Source organism: Diaphorobacter sp. JS3051 (assembly GCF_015832135.1).
Taxonomy (GTDB): domain Bacteria; phylum Pseudomonadota; class Gammaproteobacteria; order Burkholderiales; family Burkholderiaceae_C; genus Diaphorobacter; species Diaphorobacter nitroreducens.
On sequence record NZ_CP065406.1, the window covers coordinates 1,895,343 to 1,914,940 of the forward strand.

Here is a 19,598-nt window from a genome sequence, read left to right on the forward strand (position 1 = left end):
CCCTCGCACAGCCCATGCTGCCCTTGAGCCGCCGGCTGGGGCAAATGTCACTCACACAACGCTTGCGCCATTAAGCCTGTACACACCTTGGGCGATCGGCGATGATTGAAGAGTTTCCCTTCCTTCCATAAGAATCCGCTAGTTACATGGCTGCTATCGACACACAGAAAGAAGCTCAACCCATTGCCTTACCCGGACTGGCGCGCGCGTTGATGTCTGTGGGCAAATTGGATCAAAAAGCGGCGGAAGAGATTTACAAAAAGTCACAAAATAGCCGCAGTAGCTTTATTGCAGAGCTCACGGAATCGAAAATCATCACGCCAAGTGATCTAGCCCATACGGTATCCACCGTATTTGGTGCCCCCTTGCTAGATGTCGATGCGATCGACCGGCAGCGCATCCCCAAAGATCTGTTGGACGTCAAACTGTGCCAGTCCTACAAAGTCATCGCTCTCAGTAAGCGCAATAACCGGCTCATAGTCGCCACCGCGGATCCGACATTTCAAGAGGCCGCAGAAAAGATCAAGTTCACCACACAAATGGGGGTGGACTGGATCATCGCGGAATATGACAAACTGCTCCGCTTGATTGAGGCGAGCACAAAGAGCGGTACAGAAACGCTCGACGGCATTAACAGTAGTAATGATTTTGAGTTCGGCGACATTCCCGTTGATGAAGCTCCGGACGAGGATGCCGACAATCCCGCGGAAGTCGAGGATGCTCCCGTTGTCAAATTTCTGCACAAGATGCTGCTGGATGCCTTCAATATGCGTGCATCCGATCTGCATTTTGAGCCCTACGAGCACCATTACCGTGTCCGCTTCCGCATAGATGGCGAATTGCGCGAAATCGCATCGCCGCCAATTGCCATCAAGGAGAAGCTGGCCTCGCGCATCAAGGTGATCTCCCGCCTGGATATTTCGGAAAAACGCGTGCCCCAGGATGGCCGCATGAAGCTCAAGGTTGGGCCGGACCGGGTTATCGATTTCCGCGTCAGCACCCTGCCTACGCTCTTTGGCGAGAAGATCGTGATCCGTATTCTCGATCCGAGCAGCGCCAAGCTGGGTATTGACGCACTGGGATATGAGCCCGAGGAAAAGGAGCGTTTGCTGCAGGCCATCAACCGCCCTTATGGAATGATCCTGGTGACCGGACCCACGGGCTCCGGGAAGACCGTGTCGCTCTACACATGTCTCAATTTGTTGAACAAGCCCGGCGTCAATATTGCGACCGCTGAGGATCCCTCGGAAATCAACCTCCCGGGTGTGAACCAAGTCAACGTCAACGAAAAAGCCGGCCTCACGTTTGCCGTCGCGCTCAAGTCATTCCTTCGCCAAGATCCGGACATCATCATGGTGGGTGAAATCCGGGATCTGGAAACGGCAGACATTTCGATCAAAGCCGCGCAGACGGGTCACTTGGTGCTGTCCACCCTGCACACCAATGACGCCCCCACGACATTGACGCGCATGCGCAATATGGGTATCGCGCCCTTCAATATCGCATCCAGCGTGATTCTTATTACGGCGCAGCGACTGGCGCGTCGCTTGTGCCCCAATTGCAAGGCGCCCGTGGACATTCCACATGAGACGCTGCTGGAGGCCGGCTACCGGGACGAGGAGATCGACGGCTCATGGGTCACCTACCGACCGGTGGGCTGCTCCGCCTGCAATAACGGATACAAGGGGCGCGTGGGCATTTACCAGGTCATGCCGGTGTCCGAAGAAATCCAGCGCATCATCCTGCGCGATGGAAGCGCACTGGAAATCGCCGAACAGGCACGCCTGGAAGGCGTCCGTTCTCTGCGTGAATCCGGGCTTCACAAGGCAAAAATGGGATTGACCTCCTTGGAAGAGGTCTTGGCTGTCACCAACGAATAAACAATCGAGAGAGAAAACAATGGCGACCGTTGCATCGAGGGGCATCAAGGACTTTGTCTTCGAGTGGGAGGGCAAGGATCGTAGCGGCAAGATCGTACGCGGCGAAGTACGCGCCGCGGGAGAGAATCAGGTCAAGGCGACGCTGCGGCGGCAGGGCGTTCTGCCAACGAAGATCAAGAAGCGCCGGATGAGCGCGGGCAAAAAGATCAAGCCCAAAGACATCGCGCTGTTCACGCGCCAGATGGCCACGATGATGAAGGCCGGCGTTCCACTGCTTCAGGCATTTGATATCGTGGGCCGGGGTAATACCAATCCCAGTGTGACCAAGCTGCTCAACGATATCCGCGGCGATGTGGAGACAGGAACGTCCCTGAATGCCGCGTTCCGTAAATATCCGATGTACTTCGACAGCCTCTACTGCAACCTCGTAGAGGCCGGCGAAGCCGCCGGTATTCTGGAAGCGTTGCTCGACCGGCTGGCCCTGTACATGGAGAAGACCGAGGCCATCAAATCCAAGATCCGGTCGGCGCTGATGTATCCGATCTCAGTGATCATCGTTGCGTTTGTCGTGGTGACGATCATCATGATTTTCGTGATTCCCGCGTTCAAAGAGGTTTTCACCTCGTTCGGAGCCGACCTGCCCGCCCCTACCCTGTTCGTGATGGCCATCAGCGAATTCTTCGTGGCTTACTGGTGGCTGATATTCGGCGTCATCGGCGGGGGGTTCTACTTCTTCATGCAGGCCTGGAAGCGCAGCGAAAAAATGCAGCGTTTCATGGACCGTTTCCTGCTGAAAATGCCCATCTTCGGTGCATTGATCGACAAGTCCTGTGTTGCCCGTTGGACCCGCACCCTGTCGACCATGTTCGCTGCCGGTGTGCCATTGGTGGAGGCACTGGACTCGGTGGGCGGTGCATCGGGCAACTCGGTCTACGCCATCGCGACGGAGAAGATTCAGCAGGAAGTCTCCACAGGTACCAGCCTGACGGCCGCCATGGGGAATGCCAACGTATTCCCCTCCATGGTGCTGCAGATGTGTGCGATCGGCGAGGAATCCGGCTCCATCGACCACATGCTGGGCAAAGCCGCCGATTTTTACGAAGCCGAAGTGGATGAAATGGTGGCCGGCCTGTCCAGCCTGATGGAGCCCATCATCATCGTGTTCCTGGGCACGCTGATCGGTGGCATCGTGGTGTCGATGTACCTTCCGATCTTCAAGCTCGGGCAAGTGGTTTGATGACAGGCTCGCTAGCAGTGGACGCCGTGCTGGTGGGCGTCCTGGGGATGCTGATCGGAAGCTTTCTCAACGTCGTGATCCATCGCCTTCCGCGCATGATGGAACGGCAATGGGCCGCAGAATGCCGGCAGTACGGGCAGGATGTAGGGCTGCTTTCCTCGGCAGCGCCTCCTGAGACCGACAACGAGCCCCTCAGCCTGTCCAAGCCGCGTTCACGCTGCCCCTCCTGCGGCCACGCGATCCGCTGGTACGAGAACATTCCGGTCCTGAGCTATTTAGCCCTGCGAGGCCGGTGCGCGGGTTGCGGCACGCGCATCAGCCCCCGGTATCCGCTGGTAGAGCTGGCGACGGGTGCCTTGTTCTATGCATGCGCGCTCCGCTGGGGCTGGAGCCTCACGACCGCCGCGTGGTGCGGTTTCTCGGCCGCGCTGGTCACGCTGGCATGCATCGACTGGGACACCACGCTTCTACCCGACGACATCACGTTGCCGTTGCTGTGGGCGGGCCTGCTTGCGGCCGTCTTGCGCTGGATTGAAGTGCAGCCCGTGGATGCCGTCATCGGCGCCGCGGCGGGCTACCTGTCCCTCTGGTCCGTGTACTGGGGGTTCAAGCTGGCCACAGGCAAGGAAGGCATGGGCTATGGCGACTTCAAACTGTTTGCCGCGCTGGGCGCCTGGTTTGGCTGGCAGGCGCTCGTGCCGATCATTCTGCTGGCCTCGGTCATCGGCGCCATCGTCGGTATCGCCATGAAGCTGGCCAGCACCCTGCGCGAAGGCAAGTACGTCCCCTTCGGCCCGTTCCTGGTGGGAGGAGGCATGGCCGCCATGCTGTGGGGCCCCGGGCGCATCATGCAGGCCGTCTTTTCCGTGCTGGGGCTCTAAGGTGGGCTCTCGGCAGGCCGGTCCCCGCTCGGTGAAACTGGGCGTGACGGGCGGCATCGGCAGCGGCAAAAGCACGGTGGCCGGCATGCTGCGACAGAACGGCGCGGCACTGATCGACGCCGATGCCATCGCCCGCTCGGTGACCGAGGCGGAAGGCGCCGCCATCGCGGCCCTGCGCGAAGAGTTCGGGCCCGACTACATCACCGACGGCGCGCTGGACCGGGCACGCATGCGCACCCTCGTTTTCAGCGATCCCACGGCGAAGCAGCGCCTGGAAGCCATCGTTCACCCCTTCGTGGGACGCGAGATCGCACACGCTGCAGCACAGGCGCACCGCGCGGGCCACGCACTCATCGTGTTCGACATTCCGCTGCTGACGGAGTCGCCCCGTTGGGCCCGGCAGCTGGACACCGTCCTGGTCGTGGACTGCCGGGAGGAGACGCAGATCCAGCGTGTGCAGATGCGCAGCGGTCTGACCGCCGATGCCGTGCGCGCCATCATGGCCACACAGAGCCCACGCGCCACGCGCCGCGCGGCCGCCGACCTGGTGATCTACAACGACGGGTTGGCGCTGTCAGATTTGCAAACAAAGGCACGCGAGATCGCCGTATTCTTCGGGCTATGATGTGTTCGCACCGGCGTGGTGTGCAATGGTCTGCCGCAGCGCAGCGCTCGCACCCCGCCCCACACCGTGCGCACTCAGGAACCCCGTAGCGTGATCCTTTACGAATACCCTTTCAACGAACGCCTGAGAACCTATCTGCGGCTTGAGCAGCTGTTTCGCCGGCTGGGCGAGCTCATCGCGCGCCCGCATCCCCTGGACCATCACTATGCCCTCGTGACCATGTTCGAGGTCATGGACGTGGCGGCCCGGGCCGACCTCAAAGCCGACGTGCTCAAGGATCTGGAAAAGCACAAGCACCAGCTGGATGCCTATCGCGGCAACCCCTCCATCTCCGAGGAAGCCCTGGACGGCGTGATCGCCCAGCTCGACCAGTGCTTTGCCGCACTCAACGCGCAAAACGGCAAGGCCGGCCAGGCGTTGACCGAGAACGATTGGCTCATGAGCATTCGCAGCCGCGTGGGCATCCCCGGGGGCACCTGCGGCTTTGATCTGCCCGCCTACTACGCGTGGCAGCACCGTCCGCCCCAGGACCGCCAGCACGACCTGCACCACTGGGCCGCCACGCTGGGGCCGTTGGCAGAGTCCGTCTACGTGCTGCTGCGCCTGCTGCGTGATTCGGGGCTGCCGCAGAAAGTGGCGGCCGAGCGCGGGCAGTTCCAGCAGAACCTGCCCCAGGGCCGCACCTTCCAGCTGCTGCGCTTGGCAATCGACCCTGCACTGCAACTCATCCCGGAGATCAGCGGCAACCGCCTCATCGTTTCGGTGCGGCTGATGCGCCAGGAAGAAGGCGGCCGCCTGGTTCCCAGCACCGAGGACGCGGCATTTGAACTGACCCTGTGCGCCTGACACGACATGACCGGCACACCCTCCCGCTCCGACACACCTGCGCCCCAAGGCAAGCGAGTGCCTTGCCCGACCTGCGGCGGCCCGAGCCTGTACAGCCCGGCCAACCGCTTCCGCCCGTTTTGCAGCGAACGCTGCAAGCAGATCGATCTGGGGGCCTGGGCAGCCGAAGATTTCCGCATGCCGGCCGAGGCGCCGCCGGAGGATGCGGAGTTCGGCGATCCCAAGCGCCAGCCGTGATATTTGAAGAAAAGGCTGCTAACGCTTATCCAGCAAGCGCAAGCAGCTATGTATTTTGAAGCAACATCTCACGCCAGCAGCGAAGCGTCGAACACCTCGCCACGCTCCTCGGCCAGCCACTGCAGCACGGGGTAGGCGCCCGGCAGCACCGGCTTGACCTGCAGCGGCCAGTGCTGCCAGGCCATGGTCTGGCCCTCGCGCATTTCGAACGCACCGCTCCATTCGCGCACCTTGCACCAGTGCAGGCGCACGAGGGCATGCGGGTAGTCATGCTCGGTCACCTTCCAGGCCTCCACCGGGCCGATGGTCACGCCCAGTTCCTCGATGAGTTCGCGGCGCAGCGCCTGCTCCACGGTTTCCCCGGCTTCGATCTTGCCGCCCGGGAACTCCCAGTAGCCCGCATAGGGCTTGCCCGGGGGGCGAGTGGACAGCAGCATCGCCCCGTCCTCCCGCAGCAGAATGCCCACGGCGACCTCGGTGTGCTTGCGCTGTGGCGTGCTGGTCGATTCGCTCATGCGCCCTCGCCCTCCCGCCCTGCGAAATCCCGGGCAAATTGATAGGCCACGCGGCCGCTGCGCGAGCCGCGCTCGAGCGCCCACACCAGCGCCTGCGGGCGCGCGGCCTCGATGGCTTGGGCGGGTACGCCCAGCGCAGCCAGCCACTGCGCCACGATGGCCAGGTACTCGTCCTGGCTGAACGGGTAGAAGCTCACCCACAGGCCGAAGCGCTCGGACAGGGAGATTTTTTCCTCCACCGCCTCGCCCGGATGGACCTCGCCATCGTCGGTGTGGGTGTAGCCCAGGTTCTCCTTCATGTATTCCGGGAGCAGGTGGCGCCGGTTGCTGGTGGCATACACCAGTACATTGGGCGTGGCCGCGGCGACCGAGCCGTCCAGGATCGACTTGAGGGCCTTGTACCCGGCCTCTCCATCCTCAAAGCTCAAGTCATCGCAGTAAACGATGAACTTCTCGGGCCGGCCGGAGACCACGTCCACAATGTCGGGCAGATCCGTCAGGTCCGCCTTGTCCACCTCGATCAGACGCAGGCCCTGGGGTGCATAGCTGTTCAGGCACGCCTTGATGAGCGAGGACTTGCCCGTGCCGCGCGCACCGGTCAGCAGCACGTTGTTGGCGGGCTTGCCTTCGACGAACTGCTGGGTGTTGCGCTGGATCTTTTCTTTCTGCGCATCGATCTCCTTGAGATCGGACAGCTGCATGGCGGCCACATGGCGCACCGGCTCCAGCACACCATGGCCGCCGCTGCGTTTGCGGTAACGCCAGGCGATGGAGGCCGCCCAGTCCGGCGCCGACAATGGCTGCGGCAAGACCGCCTCGATACGGGAGATGAGCTGCTCCGCACGCGCGATCAGCTGGTCAAATTTATCAGTCATTTTCGGCTCTAGCGCTTATCTAGCAAGCGCTGACAGCTATCAAAAGGAAAGCATTCAAGAGCGGTAATCCGCGTTGATGGTCACGTAGTCGTGGCTCAGGTCGCAGGTCCACACCGTGTCCACCGCCGCACCGCGGCCCAGCACCACGCGCACGGTGATCTCGCTTTGCTTCATCACGCGCTGGCCGTCTTCCTCGCGGTAGGCCGGATTGCGCCCGCCCTGCACGGCCACATGCACGTCGTCCAGAAACAGGTCGATCTTGGTCTGGTCCAGGTCCGCAATGCCTGCGTAGCCCACGGCTGCCAGGATGCGGCCCAGGTTCGGGTCGCTGGCAAAGAAGGCCGTCTTGACCAGCGGCGAATGCGCGATGGCATAGGCCACCTGCCGGCACTCTTCGCCCGTCTGGCCGCCCTCCACGCGCACCGTGATGAACTTGGTCGCGCCCTCTCCATCGCGCACGATGGCCTGTGCCAGCTTTTGCGCCACTTCCAGCAACGCGGCCTTGAGCACACGGCCCTCGGCGCTGTCGAGCGAGGTGATGGGTGCGTGCCGCGCCTTGTGCGTGGCCATCAGCACGAACGAGTCGTTGGTGCTGGTGTCGCCGTCAATGGTCACGCGGTTGAAGGACTGGTCCGCCAGCTCGCGCACGAGCGGGCGCAGCAACTCGGGCGCGATGCAGGCATCCGTGGCCAGGAAGCCCAACATGGTCGCCATGTTGGGGCGGATCATGCCCGCGCCCTTGGAGATGCCGGTAATGGTCACTGTTGCACCGCCCAACTGCACCTGCGTGCTGAACGCCTTGGGCAGCGTGTCGGTGGTCATGATGCCTTCGGCCGCGCGCGCCCAGTGGCCGGGCTGTGCATCGGCCAGCGCGGCGGGCAGCGCGGCTGCAATGCGCTCGTGCGGCAGCGGCTCCATGATGACGCCGGTGGAAAACGGCAGCACCTGGCTGGCCGCCAGACCCAGGTGGCCGGCCAGTGCCTCGCAGGTGGCGCGCGCACGCGCGAGGCCGTCCGCGCCCGTACCGGCGTTGGCGTTGCCCGTGTTCACCACCATGGCGCGAATCGCCTGGCCGCCGTCCAGGTGCTCACGGCACACCTGTACCGGCGCGGCGCAGAAACGGTTCTGCGTGAACACGCCCGCGACGGTGGTGCCTTCGTCCAGCAGGAACACGGTCAGGTCTTTGCGCTGCGCCTTGCGCACACCGGCTTCGGTCACGCCGATGCGCACACCGGCCACGGGGTGCAAATCCGATGCAAGAGGAGCGGAGAGATTCACGGGCATGCGTCGTATTCCTTCAGAAAGAGACGTCGGGGAAACAGGAGAAAAGGCACTGCCAAAGTGCGAACACGGGCCGCAGCCCGTGTTCTTCATTGTGCCGGCATCACGCCAGCTTGCCGTGGCACTGCTTGTACTTTTTGCCGCTGCCGCAGGGGCAGGGGTCGTTGCGGCCCACGCGCACGCCGGCGGCGGCAGGCTGCGCGGCGGTGGCGGCATCGGCCACCGTCTCCACTTCGCCGGTCTCGGTGGGCGAGCTGTAGGTAACGTTGCTGATGCCCTCACCCCGGTCTTCCATGGCCTGCGTGGCCTCGTCCAGCTGGGCGCTGGATTGCACCTGCACGGTCATCATGAGGCGCGTGACTTCGTTCTTGACCTGGTCGATCAGCTGGCGGAAGAGCTCGAACGCCTCGCGCTTGTATTCCTGCTTGGGCTGCTTCTGCGCATAGCCGCGCAGGTGGATGCCCTGGCGCAAATAATCCAGCGCGGAGAGGTGATCGCGCCAGTTGGTGTCGAAGCTCTGCAGCAGCACCATGCGCTCGAACTGCGTGAAGTTCTCCGCACCCACCTGCCCCACCTTGGCCTGGAAGGCCTCGCGGGCGGCCTGCTGCACCTTCTCCAGAATCTCTTCGTCGGTGATGGCGTCCGAGCCTTCCACCTCTTTCTGCAGCGCCAACGACACTTGCCAGTCGCTGGCCAGCGCCTTTTCCAGGCCTGCGAGGTCCCACTGTTCTTCCACGGACTCGGCAGGCACGTACTGGCGCACCACGTCGGCCATGCAATCGTCGCGCATGGCGTCGATCAACACGCCCAGGTCGGGGGCGTCCAGGATCTCGTTGCGCTGCTGGTAGATCACCTTGCGCTGGTCGTTGGCGACGTCGTCGTACTCCAGCAGCTGTTTGCGGATGTCGAAGTTGCGCGCCTCAACCTTGCGCTGCGCCGACTCGATGCTGCGCGTGACGATACCCGCCTCGATCGCTTCGCCGTCGGGCATCTTCAACCGGTCCATGATGGCCTTGACGCGGTCGCCCGCGAAGATGCGCATCAATTGGTCATCCAGACTCAGATAGAAGCGCGAAGAGCCCGGATCGCCCTGACGGCCCGAGCGGCCGCGCAGCTGGTTGTCGATACGGCGGGATTCATGGCGCTCGGTCGCGATGATGCGCAGGCCGCCGAGTGCCGTCACCTTCTCGTGGTCGAGCTTCCACTGCGCGCGCAGTTCCTGCACACGCGCGGCTCGCTCGGCTTCTGACAGCGACTCATCGGCCTCCAGCGCGGCGATCGCCTTTTCCACGTTGCCGCCCAGAACGATGTCGGTACCGCGGCCCGCCATATTGGTGGCGATGGTGATCATGCCGGGGCGTCCCGCCTGGGCCACGATATCGGCCTCGCGCGCGTGCTGCTTGGCGTTGAGTACCTGGTGCGGCAGGCCTGCCTTGTTCAGCAACTCGGCGATGATTTCCGAGTTCTCGATGGAAGTGGTACCCACCAGCACCGGCTGGCCACGCTCGTGGCATTCGCGGATGTCGGCAATCGCGGCCTCGTACTTCTCGCGCGTCGTCTTGTACACGCGGTCGAGCTGGTCGTCGCGCTTGCTGGGCCGGTTGGGCGGGATCACCACGGTTTCCAGGCCGTAGATTTCCTGGAACTCATAGGCCTCGGTATCGGCCGTACCGGTCATGCCCGAGAGCTTGTTATAGAGGCGGAAGTAGTTCTGGAAGGTGATGGAGGCCAGCGTCTGGTTCTCGGCCTGGATGTTCACGCCTTCCTTGGCTTCGACGGCCTGGTGCAGGCCTTCGCTCCAGCGGCGGCCGGCCATCAGGCGGCCCGTGAACTCGTCCACGATCACGATCTCGCCGTTCTGCACGACGTAGTGCTGGTCGCGGTGGTAGAGATGGTTGGCGCGCAGCGCCGCGTACAAATGATGCACCAGCGTGATGTTGGCCGGATCGTAGAGCGACGCCCCTTCCGGAATCAGACCCTGGCTGGCCAGGATGCGCTCTGCATTCTCGTGGCCCTGCTCCGTCAGGAACACCTGGTGCGTCTTTTCGTCGAGGGTGAAATCCCCCGGTTTGGTCACGCCCTCGCCCGTACGCGGGTCGGCCTCACCCTCCTGGCGCACCAGCAGGGGCACCACCTTGTTCATGGCCACATACAGCGCCGTGTGGTCCTCTGCCTGGCCGCTGATGATCAGGGGGGTACGCGCCTCATCGATCAGGATGGAGTCCACCTCATCGACGATGGCGTAGTTGAGGCCGCGCTGCACGCGCTCGCGCGCGTCGTACACCATGTTGTCGCGCAGGTAGTCGAACCCGTACTCGTTGTTCGTTCCGTAGGTGATGTCCGCCTGGTAGGCGGCCTGCTTTTCTTCGCGGGGCATTTGAGGCAGGTTGATACCCACCGTGAGGCCCAGGAAGTTGTACAGCCGCCCCATCCATTGCGCGTCACGGCCCGCAAGATAGTCGTTCACTGTCACCACGTGCACGCCCTGGCCCGACAAGGCATTCAGGTAAACGGGCAGCGTCGCCGTCAGCGTCTTGCCCTCGCCCGTGCGCATCTCGGCGATCTTGCCGTAATGCAGCGCCATGCCACCCACCAGCTGCACGTCGAAGTGGCGCATTTTCATGATGCGCTTGGAACCCTCGCGCACCACGGCAAAGGCTTCGGGTAGCAGAGCGTCCAACGATTCGCCCTGTGCAATGCGATCCTTGAATTCCTGCGTCTTGCCCCGCAGCGCCTCGTCACTCAGCTTCTCATAGTCGGGCTCCATCGCATTGATGCGAGCAACCGTCTTGCGATACTGCTTGAGCAGGCGGTCATTGCGACTGCCGAATATTTTGGTGAGGAAGTTGGTGGCCATGCGAACACGACCGCACTACACGCCAACGAGCGGCAGAGCGACCGGAATCCCTGTGATGATGTGAATCCAGATGGAGACCCCCGTCCACCATTGCAAGTGCCTGCAATCCGAGGTGGCGGGCCTGATCGAAAGATTCTACCTGTGCGCCAGGTGCCCCATGGCAGCGCGCCCCGTGGGGGCGTGTGGCATCGGTGCGGGCTCTCCCGCGAAGAGGAATTTCTGCGGATCCTGCGGCACGCCTTGCACCCACACTTCGAAATGCAAATGCGGCCCCGTGGAGCGGCCCGTACTCCCCACTTCCGCGATTTTCTGTCCCCGGCGCACGATGTCTCCCGCCTTCACCAGGGTTTTGAAGGCGTGGGCGTAGCGGGTGACGAGTTGGCTTCCGTGGTCTATCTCCACCATGTTGCCATAGGCGGGGTGGCACTCCTGGGCGATCACCACGCCGCCGGCCGCGGCCACGATGGGCGTGCCGGTTCCGGCCGAGAAGTCCAGCCCGGTATGCAACGCGGACTGGCCGGTAAAAGGATCAATGCGCCAGCCGAACGGCGAACCAACAGCCGTGTCGCGCACGGGAACCTGGGTCGGGACCAAGTGCTTGCGGATGTGCTGGTCAAAGAGGCGTGACTCTGCCACCGTCATCAAATCCGTCCGCCGGCCGGTGATGGCGACCAGGTCGTCCAAGGCCGCATTCAGTTCGTCGAGCCCCAGCGAGCGCCCAGCCACCAGCATGCCTCCACGGCCCGGCAGGCTCTGCACCTCGGAAGCAGGCAGCCCGGCCAGGCCTCGCACACGCTCACCCAGCGATTCCAGTTGGAGTACACGGGCTTGCATGTCTCCCAGCTTGCGCGCCATCGCATCGATGTTGGCGCGCATGAACCGCTCGCGCTGGGCTTGCTCATCCTGCACAGCCAGTCGTGCCATGGAGCCCACTACGGGCCAGCCCTCGCGCACGCCATGCATCAGCACCCAGTGGTACGCCATCACGGTCATGAACAGCAGTGCCAAGAAAATCCCAGCTAGAGCGCAGATCAGTTGCACACCACTGAGGTGTATGGCGCGGCTTCGCGCGAGCCACGCATCCGTAATAATCACCTGCACGTTTTTCCCTCGTCGCTGGTTGGACCAGTCTCTGTATGAATCGTCGTCACCACGCCATCTCACTCCAGCAAGCCACGCAGGAGTCGCCGACGTTGGCGAAGCTGACCGCGCTCACCCAGGAGTCCAGTGCCCGGCTGAAAGCCATCGAGGGCTTGATACCCCCGATGCTGCGCCCCGCCATTCAGGCAGGGCCGATTGAAGGCGCTTGTTGGTGCCTGCTGGTCCGCAGCAATGCCGCCGCCGCAAAAGTCCGGCAATTGCTGCCCGCATTCGAGGCACATCTGCGCAGTCGGGGATGGGAGGTTAACTCCATACGCCTGAAAGTTCAAACCTGAGCACTCAGGCGAAAGACGCCAGCTATGCCGCAGGCATGGCGTCGTAAAGAAAAGGCCGCACGCAAAAGAAAAGCCGCATGTCCCTGCGAACATGCGGCCTGTGCAATGGTGCCGATTGTCGGATTCGAACTGACGACCTACCGCTTACAAGGCGGGTGCTCTACCAACTGAGCTAAATCGGCGAACTCCAGATTCTAGCGTTCAAAACGCACGGCTCAAATTGATGCACCTTGAAAGATGCCTCATTTGATGCGCTTGAGCGAAGGACGCCCTGCGCCTCCTGTGGGCGGAGGCGGTCGCGGCGCCTCCTCGTGCGCATCGCTCAAAGAGCCGTCAACCGATTGCAACTGAACAGGTCCACGCTCGGAAACCGCGGAGCCAGGGACACCCGGTCCAGCGTCCAAGTCCTCGGATGACACTACAGCAGCGGCCGGCGGCACGGACACTTCTTCTTCCAACGGGAAGGCCATACCCTGTCCGTTTTCACGGGCGTAGATGGCGACGACCCGGCGCACCGGGACCATGATGTCGTGCGGCCTGCCGCCGAAGCGTGCCTTGAACTCGATGAAATCGTTGCCCAGTTGCAGCCCGCTCGTCGCGTCGTAGCTTGCGTTCAGGACAATCTCGCCGTTGTTGACGTACTCACGCGGTACCTGAACGGATTCGTTCACACGCACCACCAGATAGGGCGTGAAGCCGTTGTCCGTGCACCACTCATACAGAGCACGAATGAGATAGGGGCGCGTGGAGGGAAATTCCTGGGGCTTCATCGTACGCAAGCAAAAGAAAAAGGCGCAGCAGCTTATTTGCGCATGACTTTCTCGGAAGGCGTCAGCGCCTCGATATATGCCGGGCGGGAGAAAATGCGCTCGGCATATTTGAGCAATGGTGCAGCGTTCTTGCTCAACTCGATGCCGTAATAGTCCAGGCGCCACAACAAGGGTGCAATGGCCACATCAAGCATGGAAAAACCCTCGCCCAACATGTATTTGTTCTTCAAGAACACCGGAGCGAGCTGCGTCAGCCGGTCGCGGATGTGCGTGCGCGCCTTCTCCAATGCCTTTTCATTCCCCTTCGTGGCGCGCGACTCCAGCGCGTTCACGTGAACGAACAATTCCTTCTCGAAGTTCAGCAGGAACAGGCGCACGCGTGCGCGGTCCACCGGATCACCCGGCATCAGTTGCGGGTGGGGGAAGCGCTCATCAATGTACTCGTTGATGATGTTGGACTCGTACAGGATCAAGTCGCGCTCGACCAGGATGGGAACCTGACCATAGGGATTCATCACGCTGATGTCTTCGGGCTTGTTGTACAGGTCCACATCGCGGATCTCGAAATCCATGCCTTTTTCGAAGAGGACGAAACGGCAGCGATGGGAAAAGGGGCAGGTCGTACCCGAATAAAGCACCATCATGGTGAGCAGCTCCTAAAAATCAAAAGAGTGGGTGCCAGGGCACCCACTCTGTACATGCTCGGCAGCGCAGAAATGCGCGGCAAAGAACCTAGCGTTTACTTAACGTCTTTCCAGAAGGCGGCGTTGAGCCTCCATGCGATGAACGTGAACACGCCGAGGAAGATCAACACCCATACGCCAATGCGAACACGTGTATTTTGCGCTGGCTCGCCCATCCACTGCAGATAATTCACGAGATCACCTACAGCTTGGTCGTATTGCAACGGCGTCATGCTGCCTGCAGTAACCTGCTCCCAGCCCTTGAGCACATGCTCGGTCTTGCCGTGGCTTTCACGCTCTTCGAAGATCGGGCGGCGCTCGCCTTGCAGTTGCCACAAGGCATGGGGCATGCCCACATTGGGGAACGCGAGATTATTCCAGCCCGTGGCCTTGGTGTCGTCCCGATAGAAGGTGCGCAGGAAGGTGTAGAGATAGTCGGCGCCCGTTCCGCCAGCGCCTGCACGCGAACGTGCAATCACCGTGAGATCAGGCGGGTTGGCGCCGAACCACACCTTGGCCTGCTTGGGATCGATGGCGGACTTCATGGTCTCGCCCACCTTATCGGTCGTGAACAGCAGGTTGTCCTTGATCTGCTGGTCCGTGAGACCGATGTCCTTCAAGCGATTGAAACGCATGAAGGCAGCCGAGTGGCAGTTGAGGCAATAGTTGACGAAGAGCTTCGCACCGTTCTGCAAGGACGCCGTGTCGCTGGTATTGACAGGCGCCTTGTCCCAGGCCATGCCACCACCGGCGGCATGCGCCCCAGCCACCAGACCCAGAGCTGCAACCAACGTGAGGATGAGTTTTTTCATTGTTGTCGTCTCCAGCTCAGTGCGCAGCAAAAGTCACGCGGTCCGGCACAGGCTTGGGTGTACCCAAGCGGCTCCACCAGGGCATGAGCAGGAAGAAACCAAAGTAGAACAGCGTACCCACTTGCGAAACCCGCTCGCCGATGGGCGATGGCGGTTGCACGCCCAGGTAGGCCAGGATGACGAACACAACCACGAATACTGCGTACAGGTACTTGTGCCAGGTCGGGCGATAGCGGATCGAGCGTGCAGGGCTCTGGTCCAGCCAGGGCAGGAAGAACAGAATGATCACGGCACCACCCATCACCACCACGCCCCAAAACTTGGCATCAATAGCCAGCATGAGGGCGATGGCGACGGCGGCTGCCAGCGCTACGCCACCCTTGATGAGCGCAGGCAAACGGGCCTTGAATACACCGAAGCCCGCACCCAGCACCACACATGCGATCAACACGTACATCATCTCGGTGGTGATGGCGCGCAGCATGGAATAGAAGGGCGTGAAGTACCACACCGGGGCGATGTGGGCAGGCGTCTGCAGCGGATCGGCCGGGATGAAGTTGTTGTACTCCAGGAAGTAGCCACCCAGTTCCGGAGCAAAGAACACCACCGCCGAGAAGATGAACAGGAACACGCCCACGCCCAGGATGTCGTGCACCGTGTAGTAAGGGTGGAAAGGTACGCCGTCCAGCGGGTGGCCATGCTCATCCACCGGCTTGCCGGGGCCCTTGATTTCGATGCCATCAGGGTTGTTGGAGCCCACGTCATGCAGCGCCAGCAAGTGCGCAACCACCAGGCCCAGCAGCACCAGCGGCACAGCGATCACGTGGAAGCTGAAGAAGCGGTTCAGCGTCGCATCGCTCACCACATAGTCGCCACGGATCAGCAGCGCCAGATCGGGGCCGATGAAGGGAATGGCGGAGAACAGGTTCACGATCACCTGTGCGCCCCAGTAGGACATCTGGCCCCAGGGCAGCAGATAGCCCATGAACGCCTCGGCCATCAGCGCCAGGAAGATCGCGCATCCGAAGATCCACACCAGTTCGCGTGGCTTGCGGTAGGAGCCGTACAGCAGGCCGCGGAACATGTGCAGGTACACGACCACGAAGAAAGCCGACGCACCGGTCGAGTGCATGTAGCGGATCAGCCAGCCCCACGGCACATCGCGCATGATGTACTCGACAGACTCGAACGCCTTGGCAGCGTCGGGCTTGTAGTGCATCACGAGGAAGATGCCGGTGACGATCTGGATCACCAGTACCAGCAGCGCCAGCGAGCCGAAGATGTACCAGAAGTTGAAGTTCTTCGGAGCGTAGTACTCCGACATGTGCACCTTGTAGGCATCGAAAGCCGTGGGGAAACGGTTTTCCAGCCAGTTGGTGACCTTCACGCGCGCGGACGCGTTGGGCGAGACTTCCTTGAATTCGCGATAAGCAGCCATTTGTCAGTGCCTCCCTCAGGCCTTCTTGTCTTCACCGATCAGGAGCTTGGTCTCCGACAGGTACATGTGCGGCGGCACTTCGAGATTGTCAGGCGCAGGCTTGTTCTTGAACACACGGCCCGCCATGTCGAATGTGGAGCCATGGCAAGGGCACAGGAAACCGCCCTTCCAGTCGTCAGGCAGGGAAGGCTGCGGACCCGGCGCGAACTTCTCCGTGGGAGAGCAGCCAAGGTGGGAGCAGATACCCACGGCCACGAACACCTCGGGTTTGATGGAGCGCCATTCGTTGCGCGCATATTCCGGCGTGAGCTCCGCAGGGTTGCGCGCCGATTTGGGATCGGCAAGCTGCGCATCCAGCTTGGGCAGCTCGGCAAGCTGCTCGGGCGTGCGCTTGACAATCCAAACAGGCTTTCCACGCCATTCCACGGTGATTTTTTCGCCGGGCTTGAGACCCGAGATATCCACCTCGACGGCAGCACCTGCTGCCTTGGCCTTTTCAGACGGTTGGAAAGTGCTCACAAAAGGAACGGCAGTCGCCACGCCGCCCACCGCACCAGCGCAGCCGGACGCAATCAGCCACGTCCGCTTGCTGGAGTCGATCGGAGTTTCACTCATGGGGATCCTCGGTATGCTTCGCTAAGGGGTCAACCGCAAATTGTAGCGGAGTGAAAATGGTTATTCCAACGCTGCTGTTGGACTTAAGCTAGGCAATAGTTCAGTGTTTTCATCTATATCAAAGGATCAAAGGAGAAACGAAATGGGCATTGCCAAAGAGTTTCGGGAGTTTGCCGTTAAGGGCAACGTCATTGACCTCGCGGTCGGCGTGATCATCGGTGGTGCCTTCGGCAAGATCGTCGACTCCGTCGTCAGCGACCTCATCATGCCGGTCGTGGGCTTGGTGTTCGGCAAGCTGGACTTCTCCAACCTGTTCATCGTGCTGGGCAGCGTGCCGGAGGGCACGCCCTATACGCTGGAGGCGATTCGCAAAGCGGGCGTGCCGGTACTGGCTTACGGCAATTTCATCACCGTCGCGGTCAATTTCGTGATCCTCGCGTTCATCATCTTCGTGATGGTCAAACAGATCAACCGGCTCAAGCGTGAGACACCCGTCGAGCCGCCAGCCCCGCCCGCCACTCCCGAGGACATCCAGCTGCTGCGCGAGATCCGCGACAGCCTCAAGCGCTGACAGCACGCAGAGGGCGCGTAAAAAGGCCCACCGCCCTTCCCGGGGCGGCGGGCCTTTGCATTTCAGGGAGACGTTCAGGGCCGCGCCAACTGCCGCGCCATGCGCACGGCTTCGATCAGGCTCTCCGCATCCGCCGTCCCCTGCCCCGCGATGTCGAAGGCCGTGCCGTGGTCGGGGCTGGTGCGCACGAGCGGCAACCCGAGCGTGACGTTCACCCCCTTGTCCACGCCCAAGTACTTCACCGGGATCAGGCCCTGGTCGTGGTACATGGCCAGCACCACGTCAAACTCGCCGGCGCGCTGCGGCGTGGAGCGGGCGCGCATAAAAATGGTGTCGGGTGCAAACGGGCCGTGGGCATCGATCCCCTCACTGCGCGCCTGCGTCACGGCCGGCGCGATGATTTCGAGCTCCTCGCGGCCGAACAAGCCCCCCTCGCCCGCATGCGGATTGAGCCCCGCCACGCCAATGCGCGGAGCGCGCCCCAGGCTGCGCGAGAGCGCAGCATGGGTGATCCGCAGCGTCTGCAGCACGCTGTCCTGCGTCACCGCGGTAATGGCATCGCGCAGCGCGACGTGGATGCTGACGAGCACGGTGCGCAGCTCGTCATTCGCGAGCATCATGCGCACGGGCATCTGCTGCAAGGACACGCCCGCATGGAGCGCTGCCTCGGCTTGCAGCAGTTCCGTGTGACCGGGATGGTGCACGCCCGCGGCCGCGAGCGCCTCCTTGTGCAAAGGCGCCGTCACCAGCGCCGCAACCTCGCCACGCAATGCAGCACGCGCAGCCCACACCACGCACGCCGCCGCGGCACGCCCGGCTTCGGCGCTCACCCGCCCCCAGGGCGCAGGGGCCACGCCCTCCAATTCCGGCAGTTGCCATACGGGCAGGCAGCGCGGCGGAATGTCGGCCAGGTCGACCGGCGCACGGTGCGCATCCAGCCGCGCCACGGGCAAACTGGGCTGGCCCGGCCGCATGATGCAGGACGCCGCGCGGCGCATGGTCGGCAGGTCTCCCACCACGAAGCAGCCGCGCAGCACCTGTGGCGCATCGCGAAACGCCTTGGCCACGATTTCCGGACCGATGCCTGCGGGATCCCCCTGGGTGATGGCAAGCGCGGGAAGTGCATTCATGAATAAGCCTATAGATCAAATAGGGCTCTAGCGCTCTACCATAAAGCGCAAGCAGCTATATTTTTAATAGCAAAAACTCAAGCAGGATTGTCGATATCGATGAAACGGTGCTCCAACCCCAACCGCTGCGCGACATGGGCCGCGAGCGCCGGCGCACCGTAGCGTTCGGTGGCATGGTGGCCGGCTGCGATGAAGGCCACGCCCGTCTCGCGCGCGAGGTGGGTCTGCTGTTCGGAGATCTCGCCGGTGATGAAGGCATCCGCCCCCGCGGCGATGGCGGACTCGAAGAACCCTTGCGCGCCGCCCGTGCACCACGCCACGCGGCGGATGTGGCGTACCTGCTCCGGCACCACCACCGTGGCCGCACGGCCCAGCGCCGCTTGCACGTGCGCGGCCAGCGCACCCACATCTGCGAAGTCCGCCGGCGCGGCAAAGCCCAGGTCCTGCTCGCCAAAACGCTGGTCGGGCTGCCAGCCCAGCACGCGCCCCAGTTGTGCGTTGTTACCCCACTGCGCATGCGCGTCCAGTGGCAAGTGGTAGGCAAACAGATTGATGTCGTGTGCCAGCAGGCGCTGCAGGCGCTGCTTCATCCAGCCGGTCACGCGGCCGTCCATGCCCCGCCAGAACAAGCCGTGGTGCACGAAGATGGCGTCGGCCCGCGCGGCAATGGCGGCATCGATCAGCGCGCGGCTGGCCGTGACTCCGCTGACGATGCGCGCGATCTCGCGCCTGCCTTCCACCTGCAGCCCATTGGGCCCGTAATCCTTGAAGCGTTCGGGCTGCAGTTCGGCATCAAAGGCCGCCAGCAGCGCGTCCCGGTCGGTATGCGAAGGATGAGACATGCGGCAATTGTCCGCGATGTGCCCCTGCGCTGACCCACATCAAACGTGTTTACCCATGCTTCACACT

At 62.5% G+C, this 19,598-nt stretch carries 20 protein-coding genes and 1 tRNA gene; 8 read left to right on the forward strand and 13 right to left on the reverse strand.

Annotation, left to right across the window (positions count from 1 at the left end; all coding sequences use genetic code 11):
* Positions 1-146 precede the first annotated feature (146 nt).
* From pilB to I3K84_RS09080, 6 genes are all read left to right on the forward strand, one after another.
* Positions 147-1,880 (forward strand): type IV-A pilus assembly ATPase PilB, encoded by a 1,734-nt coding sequence (pilB, locus tag I3K84_RS09055; RefSeq protein ID WP_012655751.1) that lies wholly within the window; start codon positions 147-149, stop codon positions 1,878-1,880.
* A 19-nt stretch (positions 1,881-1,899) separates the two neighbouring features.
* Positions 1,900-3,117, forward strand: coding sequence for a type II secretion system F family protein (locus tag I3K84_RS09060; protein WP_088887536.1), 1,218 nt, complete (start codon positions 1,900-1,902; stop codon positions 3,115-3,117).
* On the forward strand, positions 3,117-3,998 hold the full coding sequence (locus I3K84_RS09065) for an A24 family peptidase (protein ID WP_196995944.1): 882 nt from the start codon (positions 3,117-3,119) through the stop codon (positions 3,996-3,998). The genes I3K84_RS09060 and I3K84_RS09065 overlap by 1 nt, the downstream gene beginning before the upstream one ends.
* A 31-nt stretch (positions 3,999-4,029) precedes the next feature.
* A complete protein-coding gene (gene coaE / locus I3K84_RS09070) occupies positions 4,030-4,623 on the forward strand; it encodes a dephospho-CoA kinase (protein WP_231403448.1) in 594 nt (197 codons plus the stop codon).
* Between the two features lie 90 nt (positions 4,624-4,713).
* A complete protein-coding gene (gene zapD, locus I3K84_RS09075; RefSeq protein ID WP_011804250.1) occupies positions 4,714-5,469 on the forward strand; it encodes a cell division protein ZapD in 756 nt (251 codons plus the stop codon).
* A gap of 6 nt (positions 5,470-5,475) precedes the next feature.
* The gene (locus I3K84_RS09080; protein WP_011804249.1) at positions 5,476-5,706 is read left to right on the forward strand and encodes a DNA gyrase inhibitor YacG; all 231 of its coding nucleotides are present in this window, start codon (positions 5,476-5,478) and stop codon (positions 5,704-5,706) included.
* A gap of 68 nt (positions 5,707-5,774) precedes the next feature.
* Here I3K84_RS09080 and I3K84_RS09085 read toward each other — a convergent pair whose 3' ends face one another.
* The 5 genes from I3K84_RS09085 to I3K84_RS09105 all read right to left on the reverse strand — a co-directional run bounded on the left by I3K84_RS09085 (position 5,775) and on the right by I3K84_RS09105 (position 12,335).
* Complete coding sequence (locus I3K84_RS09085) at positions 5,775-6,221, reverse strand: NUDIX domain-containing protein (RefSeq protein WP_011804248.1); 447 nt, start codon at positions 6,219-6,221, stop codon at positions 5,775-5,777.
* A complete protein-coding gene (locus I3K84_RS09090) occupies positions 6,218-7,096 on the reverse strand; it encodes an ATP-binding protein (protein ID WP_011804247.1) in 879 nt (292 codons plus the stop codon). The genes I3K84_RS09085 and I3K84_RS09090 overlap by 4 nt, the downstream gene beginning before the upstream one ends.
* Before the next feature lie 54 nt (positions 7,097-7,150).
* On the reverse strand, positions 7,151-8,380 hold the full coding sequence (argJ, locus tag I3K84_RS09095) for a bifunctional glutamate N-acetyltransferase/amino-acid acetyltransferase ArgJ (RefSeq protein WP_103737797.1): 1,230 nt from the start codon (positions 8,378-8,380) through the stop codon (positions 7,151-7,153).
* Between the two features lie 100 nt (positions 8,381-8,480).
* Positions 8,481-11,234, reverse strand: coding sequence for a preprotein translocase subunit SecA (secA, locus tag I3K84_RS09100; RefSeq protein ID WP_172206338.1), 2,754 nt, complete (start codon positions 11,232-11,234; stop codon positions 8,481-8,483).
* 135 nt (positions 11,235-11,369) lie between these two features.
* Positions 11,370-12,335 (reverse strand): M23 family metallopeptidase, encoded by a 966-nt coding sequence (locus tag I3K84_RS09105; protein ID WP_196995946.1) that lies wholly within the window; start codon positions 12,333-12,335, stop codon positions 11,370-11,372.
* A gap of 35 nt (positions 12,336-12,370) precedes the next feature.
* On the opposite strand from I3K84_RS09105, the gene I3K84_RS09110 reads away from it, so the two are divergent.
* On the forward strand, positions 12,371-12,670 hold the full coding sequence (locus tag I3K84_RS09110; RefSeq protein ID WP_135148434.1) for a hypothetical protein: 300 nt from the start codon (positions 12,371-12,373) through the stop codon (positions 12,668-12,670).
* Between the two features lie 106 nt (positions 12,671-12,776).
* Here the strand turns inward: I3K84_RS09110 and I3K84_RS09115 are convergent.
* The 6 genes from I3K84_RS09115 to petA all read right to left on the reverse strand — a co-directional run bounded on the left by I3K84_RS09115 (position 12,777) and on the right by petA (position 16,988).
* Positions 12,777-12,852: transfer RNA gene (locus I3K84_RS09115), tRNA-Thr, on the reverse strand.
* Positions 12,853-12,912: 60 nt separating this feature from the next.
* Positions 12,913-13,440: a ClpXP protease specificity-enhancing factor gene (locus I3K84_RS09120; protein ID WP_041835890.1), complete on the reverse strand. Its 528-nt coding sequence runs from the start codon at positions 13,438-13,440 to the stop codon at positions 12,913-12,915.
* A gap of 32 nt (positions 13,441-13,472) precedes the next feature.
* Positions 13,473-14,084 carry a glutathione S-transferase N-terminal domain-containing protein gene (locus I3K84_RS09125; protein WP_011804241.1) on the reverse strand — a complete coding sequence of 204 codons (612 nt, stop codon included), beginning with the start codon at positions 14,082-14,084 and terminating at the stop codon, positions 13,473-13,475.
* A gap of 95 nt (positions 14,085-14,179) precedes the next feature.
* The gene (locus tag I3K84_RS09130; RefSeq protein WP_103737801.1) at positions 14,180-14,935 is read right to left on the reverse strand and encodes a cytochrome c1; all 756 of its coding nucleotides are present in this window, start codon (positions 14,933-14,935) and stop codon (positions 14,180-14,182) included.
* Positions 14,936-14,951: 16 nt separating this feature from the next.
* The gene (locus tag I3K84_RS09135) at positions 14,952-16,373 is read right to left on the reverse strand and encodes a cytochrome bc complex cytochrome b subunit (RefSeq protein WP_011804239.1); all 1,422 of its coding nucleotides are present in this window, start codon (positions 16,371-16,373) and stop codon (positions 14,952-14,954) included.
* Between the two features lie 15 nt (positions 16,374-16,388).
* Complete coding sequence (petA, locus tag I3K84_RS09140; protein ID WP_011804238.1) at positions 16,389-16,988, reverse strand: ubiquinol-cytochrome c reductase iron-sulfur subunit; 600 nt, start codon at positions 16,986-16,988, stop codon at positions 16,389-16,391.
* Between the two features lie 142 nt (positions 16,989-17,130).
* Between petA and mscL the strand changes: the two genes are divergently transcribed.
* Positions 17,131-17,559 carry a large conductance mechanosensitive channel protein MscL gene (gene mscL, locus I3K84_RS09145; RefSeq protein WP_011804237.1) on the forward strand — a complete coding sequence of 143 codons (429 nt, stop codon included), beginning with the start codon at positions 17,131-17,133 and terminating at the stop codon, positions 17,557-17,559.
* A gap of 74 nt (positions 17,560-17,633) precedes the next feature.
* On the opposite strand, the gene pdxA is transcribed toward mscL, so the two are convergent.
* Together pdxA and I3K84_RS09155 are read right to left on the reverse strand one after the other, a co-directional pair.
* Positions 17,634-18,689 (reverse strand): 4-hydroxythreonine-4-phosphate dehydrogenase PdxA, encoded by a 1,056-nt coding sequence (gene pdxA / locus I3K84_RS09150; protein ID WP_011804236.1) that lies wholly within the window; start codon positions 18,687-18,689, stop codon positions 17,634-17,636.
* A gap of 77 nt (positions 18,690-18,766) precedes the next feature.
* Positions 18,767-19,531 carry a Nif3-like dinuclear metal center hexameric protein gene (locus I3K84_RS09155; RefSeq protein WP_088887545.1) on the reverse strand — a complete coding sequence of 255 codons (765 nt, stop codon included), beginning with the start codon at positions 19,529-19,531 and terminating at the stop codon, positions 18,767-18,769.
* Positions 19,532-19,598: the final 67 nt, after the last annotated feature.

Excerpts from the sequence above, each read along its gene's own strand:
- pdxA (WP_011804236.1), bottom strand. The coding sequence starts at position 18,689 with ATGAATGCACTTCCCGCGCTTGCCATCACCCAGGGGGATCCCGCAGGC.
- I3K84_RS09135 (WP_011804239.1), bottom strand. The coding sequence starts at position 16,373 with ATGGCTGCTTATCGCGAATTCAAGGAAGTCTCGCCCAACGCGTCCGCG.
- mscL (WP_011804237.1), top strand. The coding sequence starts at position 17,131 with ATGGGCATTGCCAAAGAGTTTCGGGAGTTTGCCGTTAAGGGCAACGTC.
- I3K84_RS09110 (WP_135148434.1), top strand. The coding sequence starts at position 12,371 with ATGAATCGTCGTCACCACGCCATCTCACTCCAGCAAGCCACGCAGGAG.
- I3K84_RS09155 (WP_088887545.1), bottom strand. The coding sequence starts at position 19,531 with ATGTCTCATCCTTCGCATACCGACCGGGACGCGCTGCTGGCGGCCTTT.
- petA (WP_011804238.1), bottom strand. The coding sequence starts at position 16,988 with ATGAGTGAAACTCCGATCGACTCCAGCAAGCGGACGTGGCTGATTGCG.
- argJ (WP_103737797.1), bottom strand. The coding sequence starts at position 8,380 with ATGCCCGTGAATCTCTCCGCTCCTCTTGCATCGGATTTGCACCCCGTG.
- I3K84_RS09125 (WP_011804241.1), bottom strand. The coding sequence starts at position 14,084 with ATGATGGTGCTTTATTCGGGTACGACCTGCCCCTTTTCCCATCGCTGC.
- I3K84_RS09065 (WP_196995944.1), top strand. The coding sequence starts at position 3,117 with ATGACAGGCTCGCTAGCAGTGGACGCCGTGCTGGTGGGCGTCCTGGGG.
- I3K84_RS09080 (WP_011804249.1), top strand. The coding sequence starts at position 5,476 with ATGACCGGCACACCCTCCCGCTCCGACACACCTGCGCCCCAAGGCAAG.
- I3K84_RS09060 (WP_088887536.1), top strand. The coding sequence starts at position 1,900 with ATGGCGACCGTTGCATCGAGGGGCATCAAGGACTTTGTCTTCGAGTGG.
- secA (WP_172206338.1), bottom strand. The coding sequence starts at position 11,234 with ATGGCCACCAACTTCCTCACCAAAATATTCGGCAGTCGCAATGACCGC.
- I3K84_RS09085 (WP_011804248.1), bottom strand. The coding sequence starts at position 6,221 with ATGAGCGAATCGACCAGCACGCCACAGCGCAAGCACACCGAGGTCGCC.
- I3K84_RS09120 (WP_041835890.1), bottom strand. The coding sequence starts at position 13,440 with ATGAAGCCCCAGGAATTTCCCTCCACGCGCCCCTATCTCATTCGTGCT.
- pilB (WP_012655751.1), top strand. The coding sequence starts at position 147 with ATGGCTGCTATCGACACACAGAAAGAAGCTCAACCCATTGCCTTACCC.
- I3K84_RS09090 (WP_011804247.1), bottom strand. The coding sequence starts at position 7,096 with ATGACTGATAAATTTGACCAGCTGATCGCGCGTGCGGAGCAGCTCATC.
- I3K84_RS09130 (WP_103737801.1), bottom strand. The coding sequence starts at position 14,935 with ATGAAAAAACTCATCCTCACGTTGGTTGCAGCTCTGGGTCTGGTGGCT.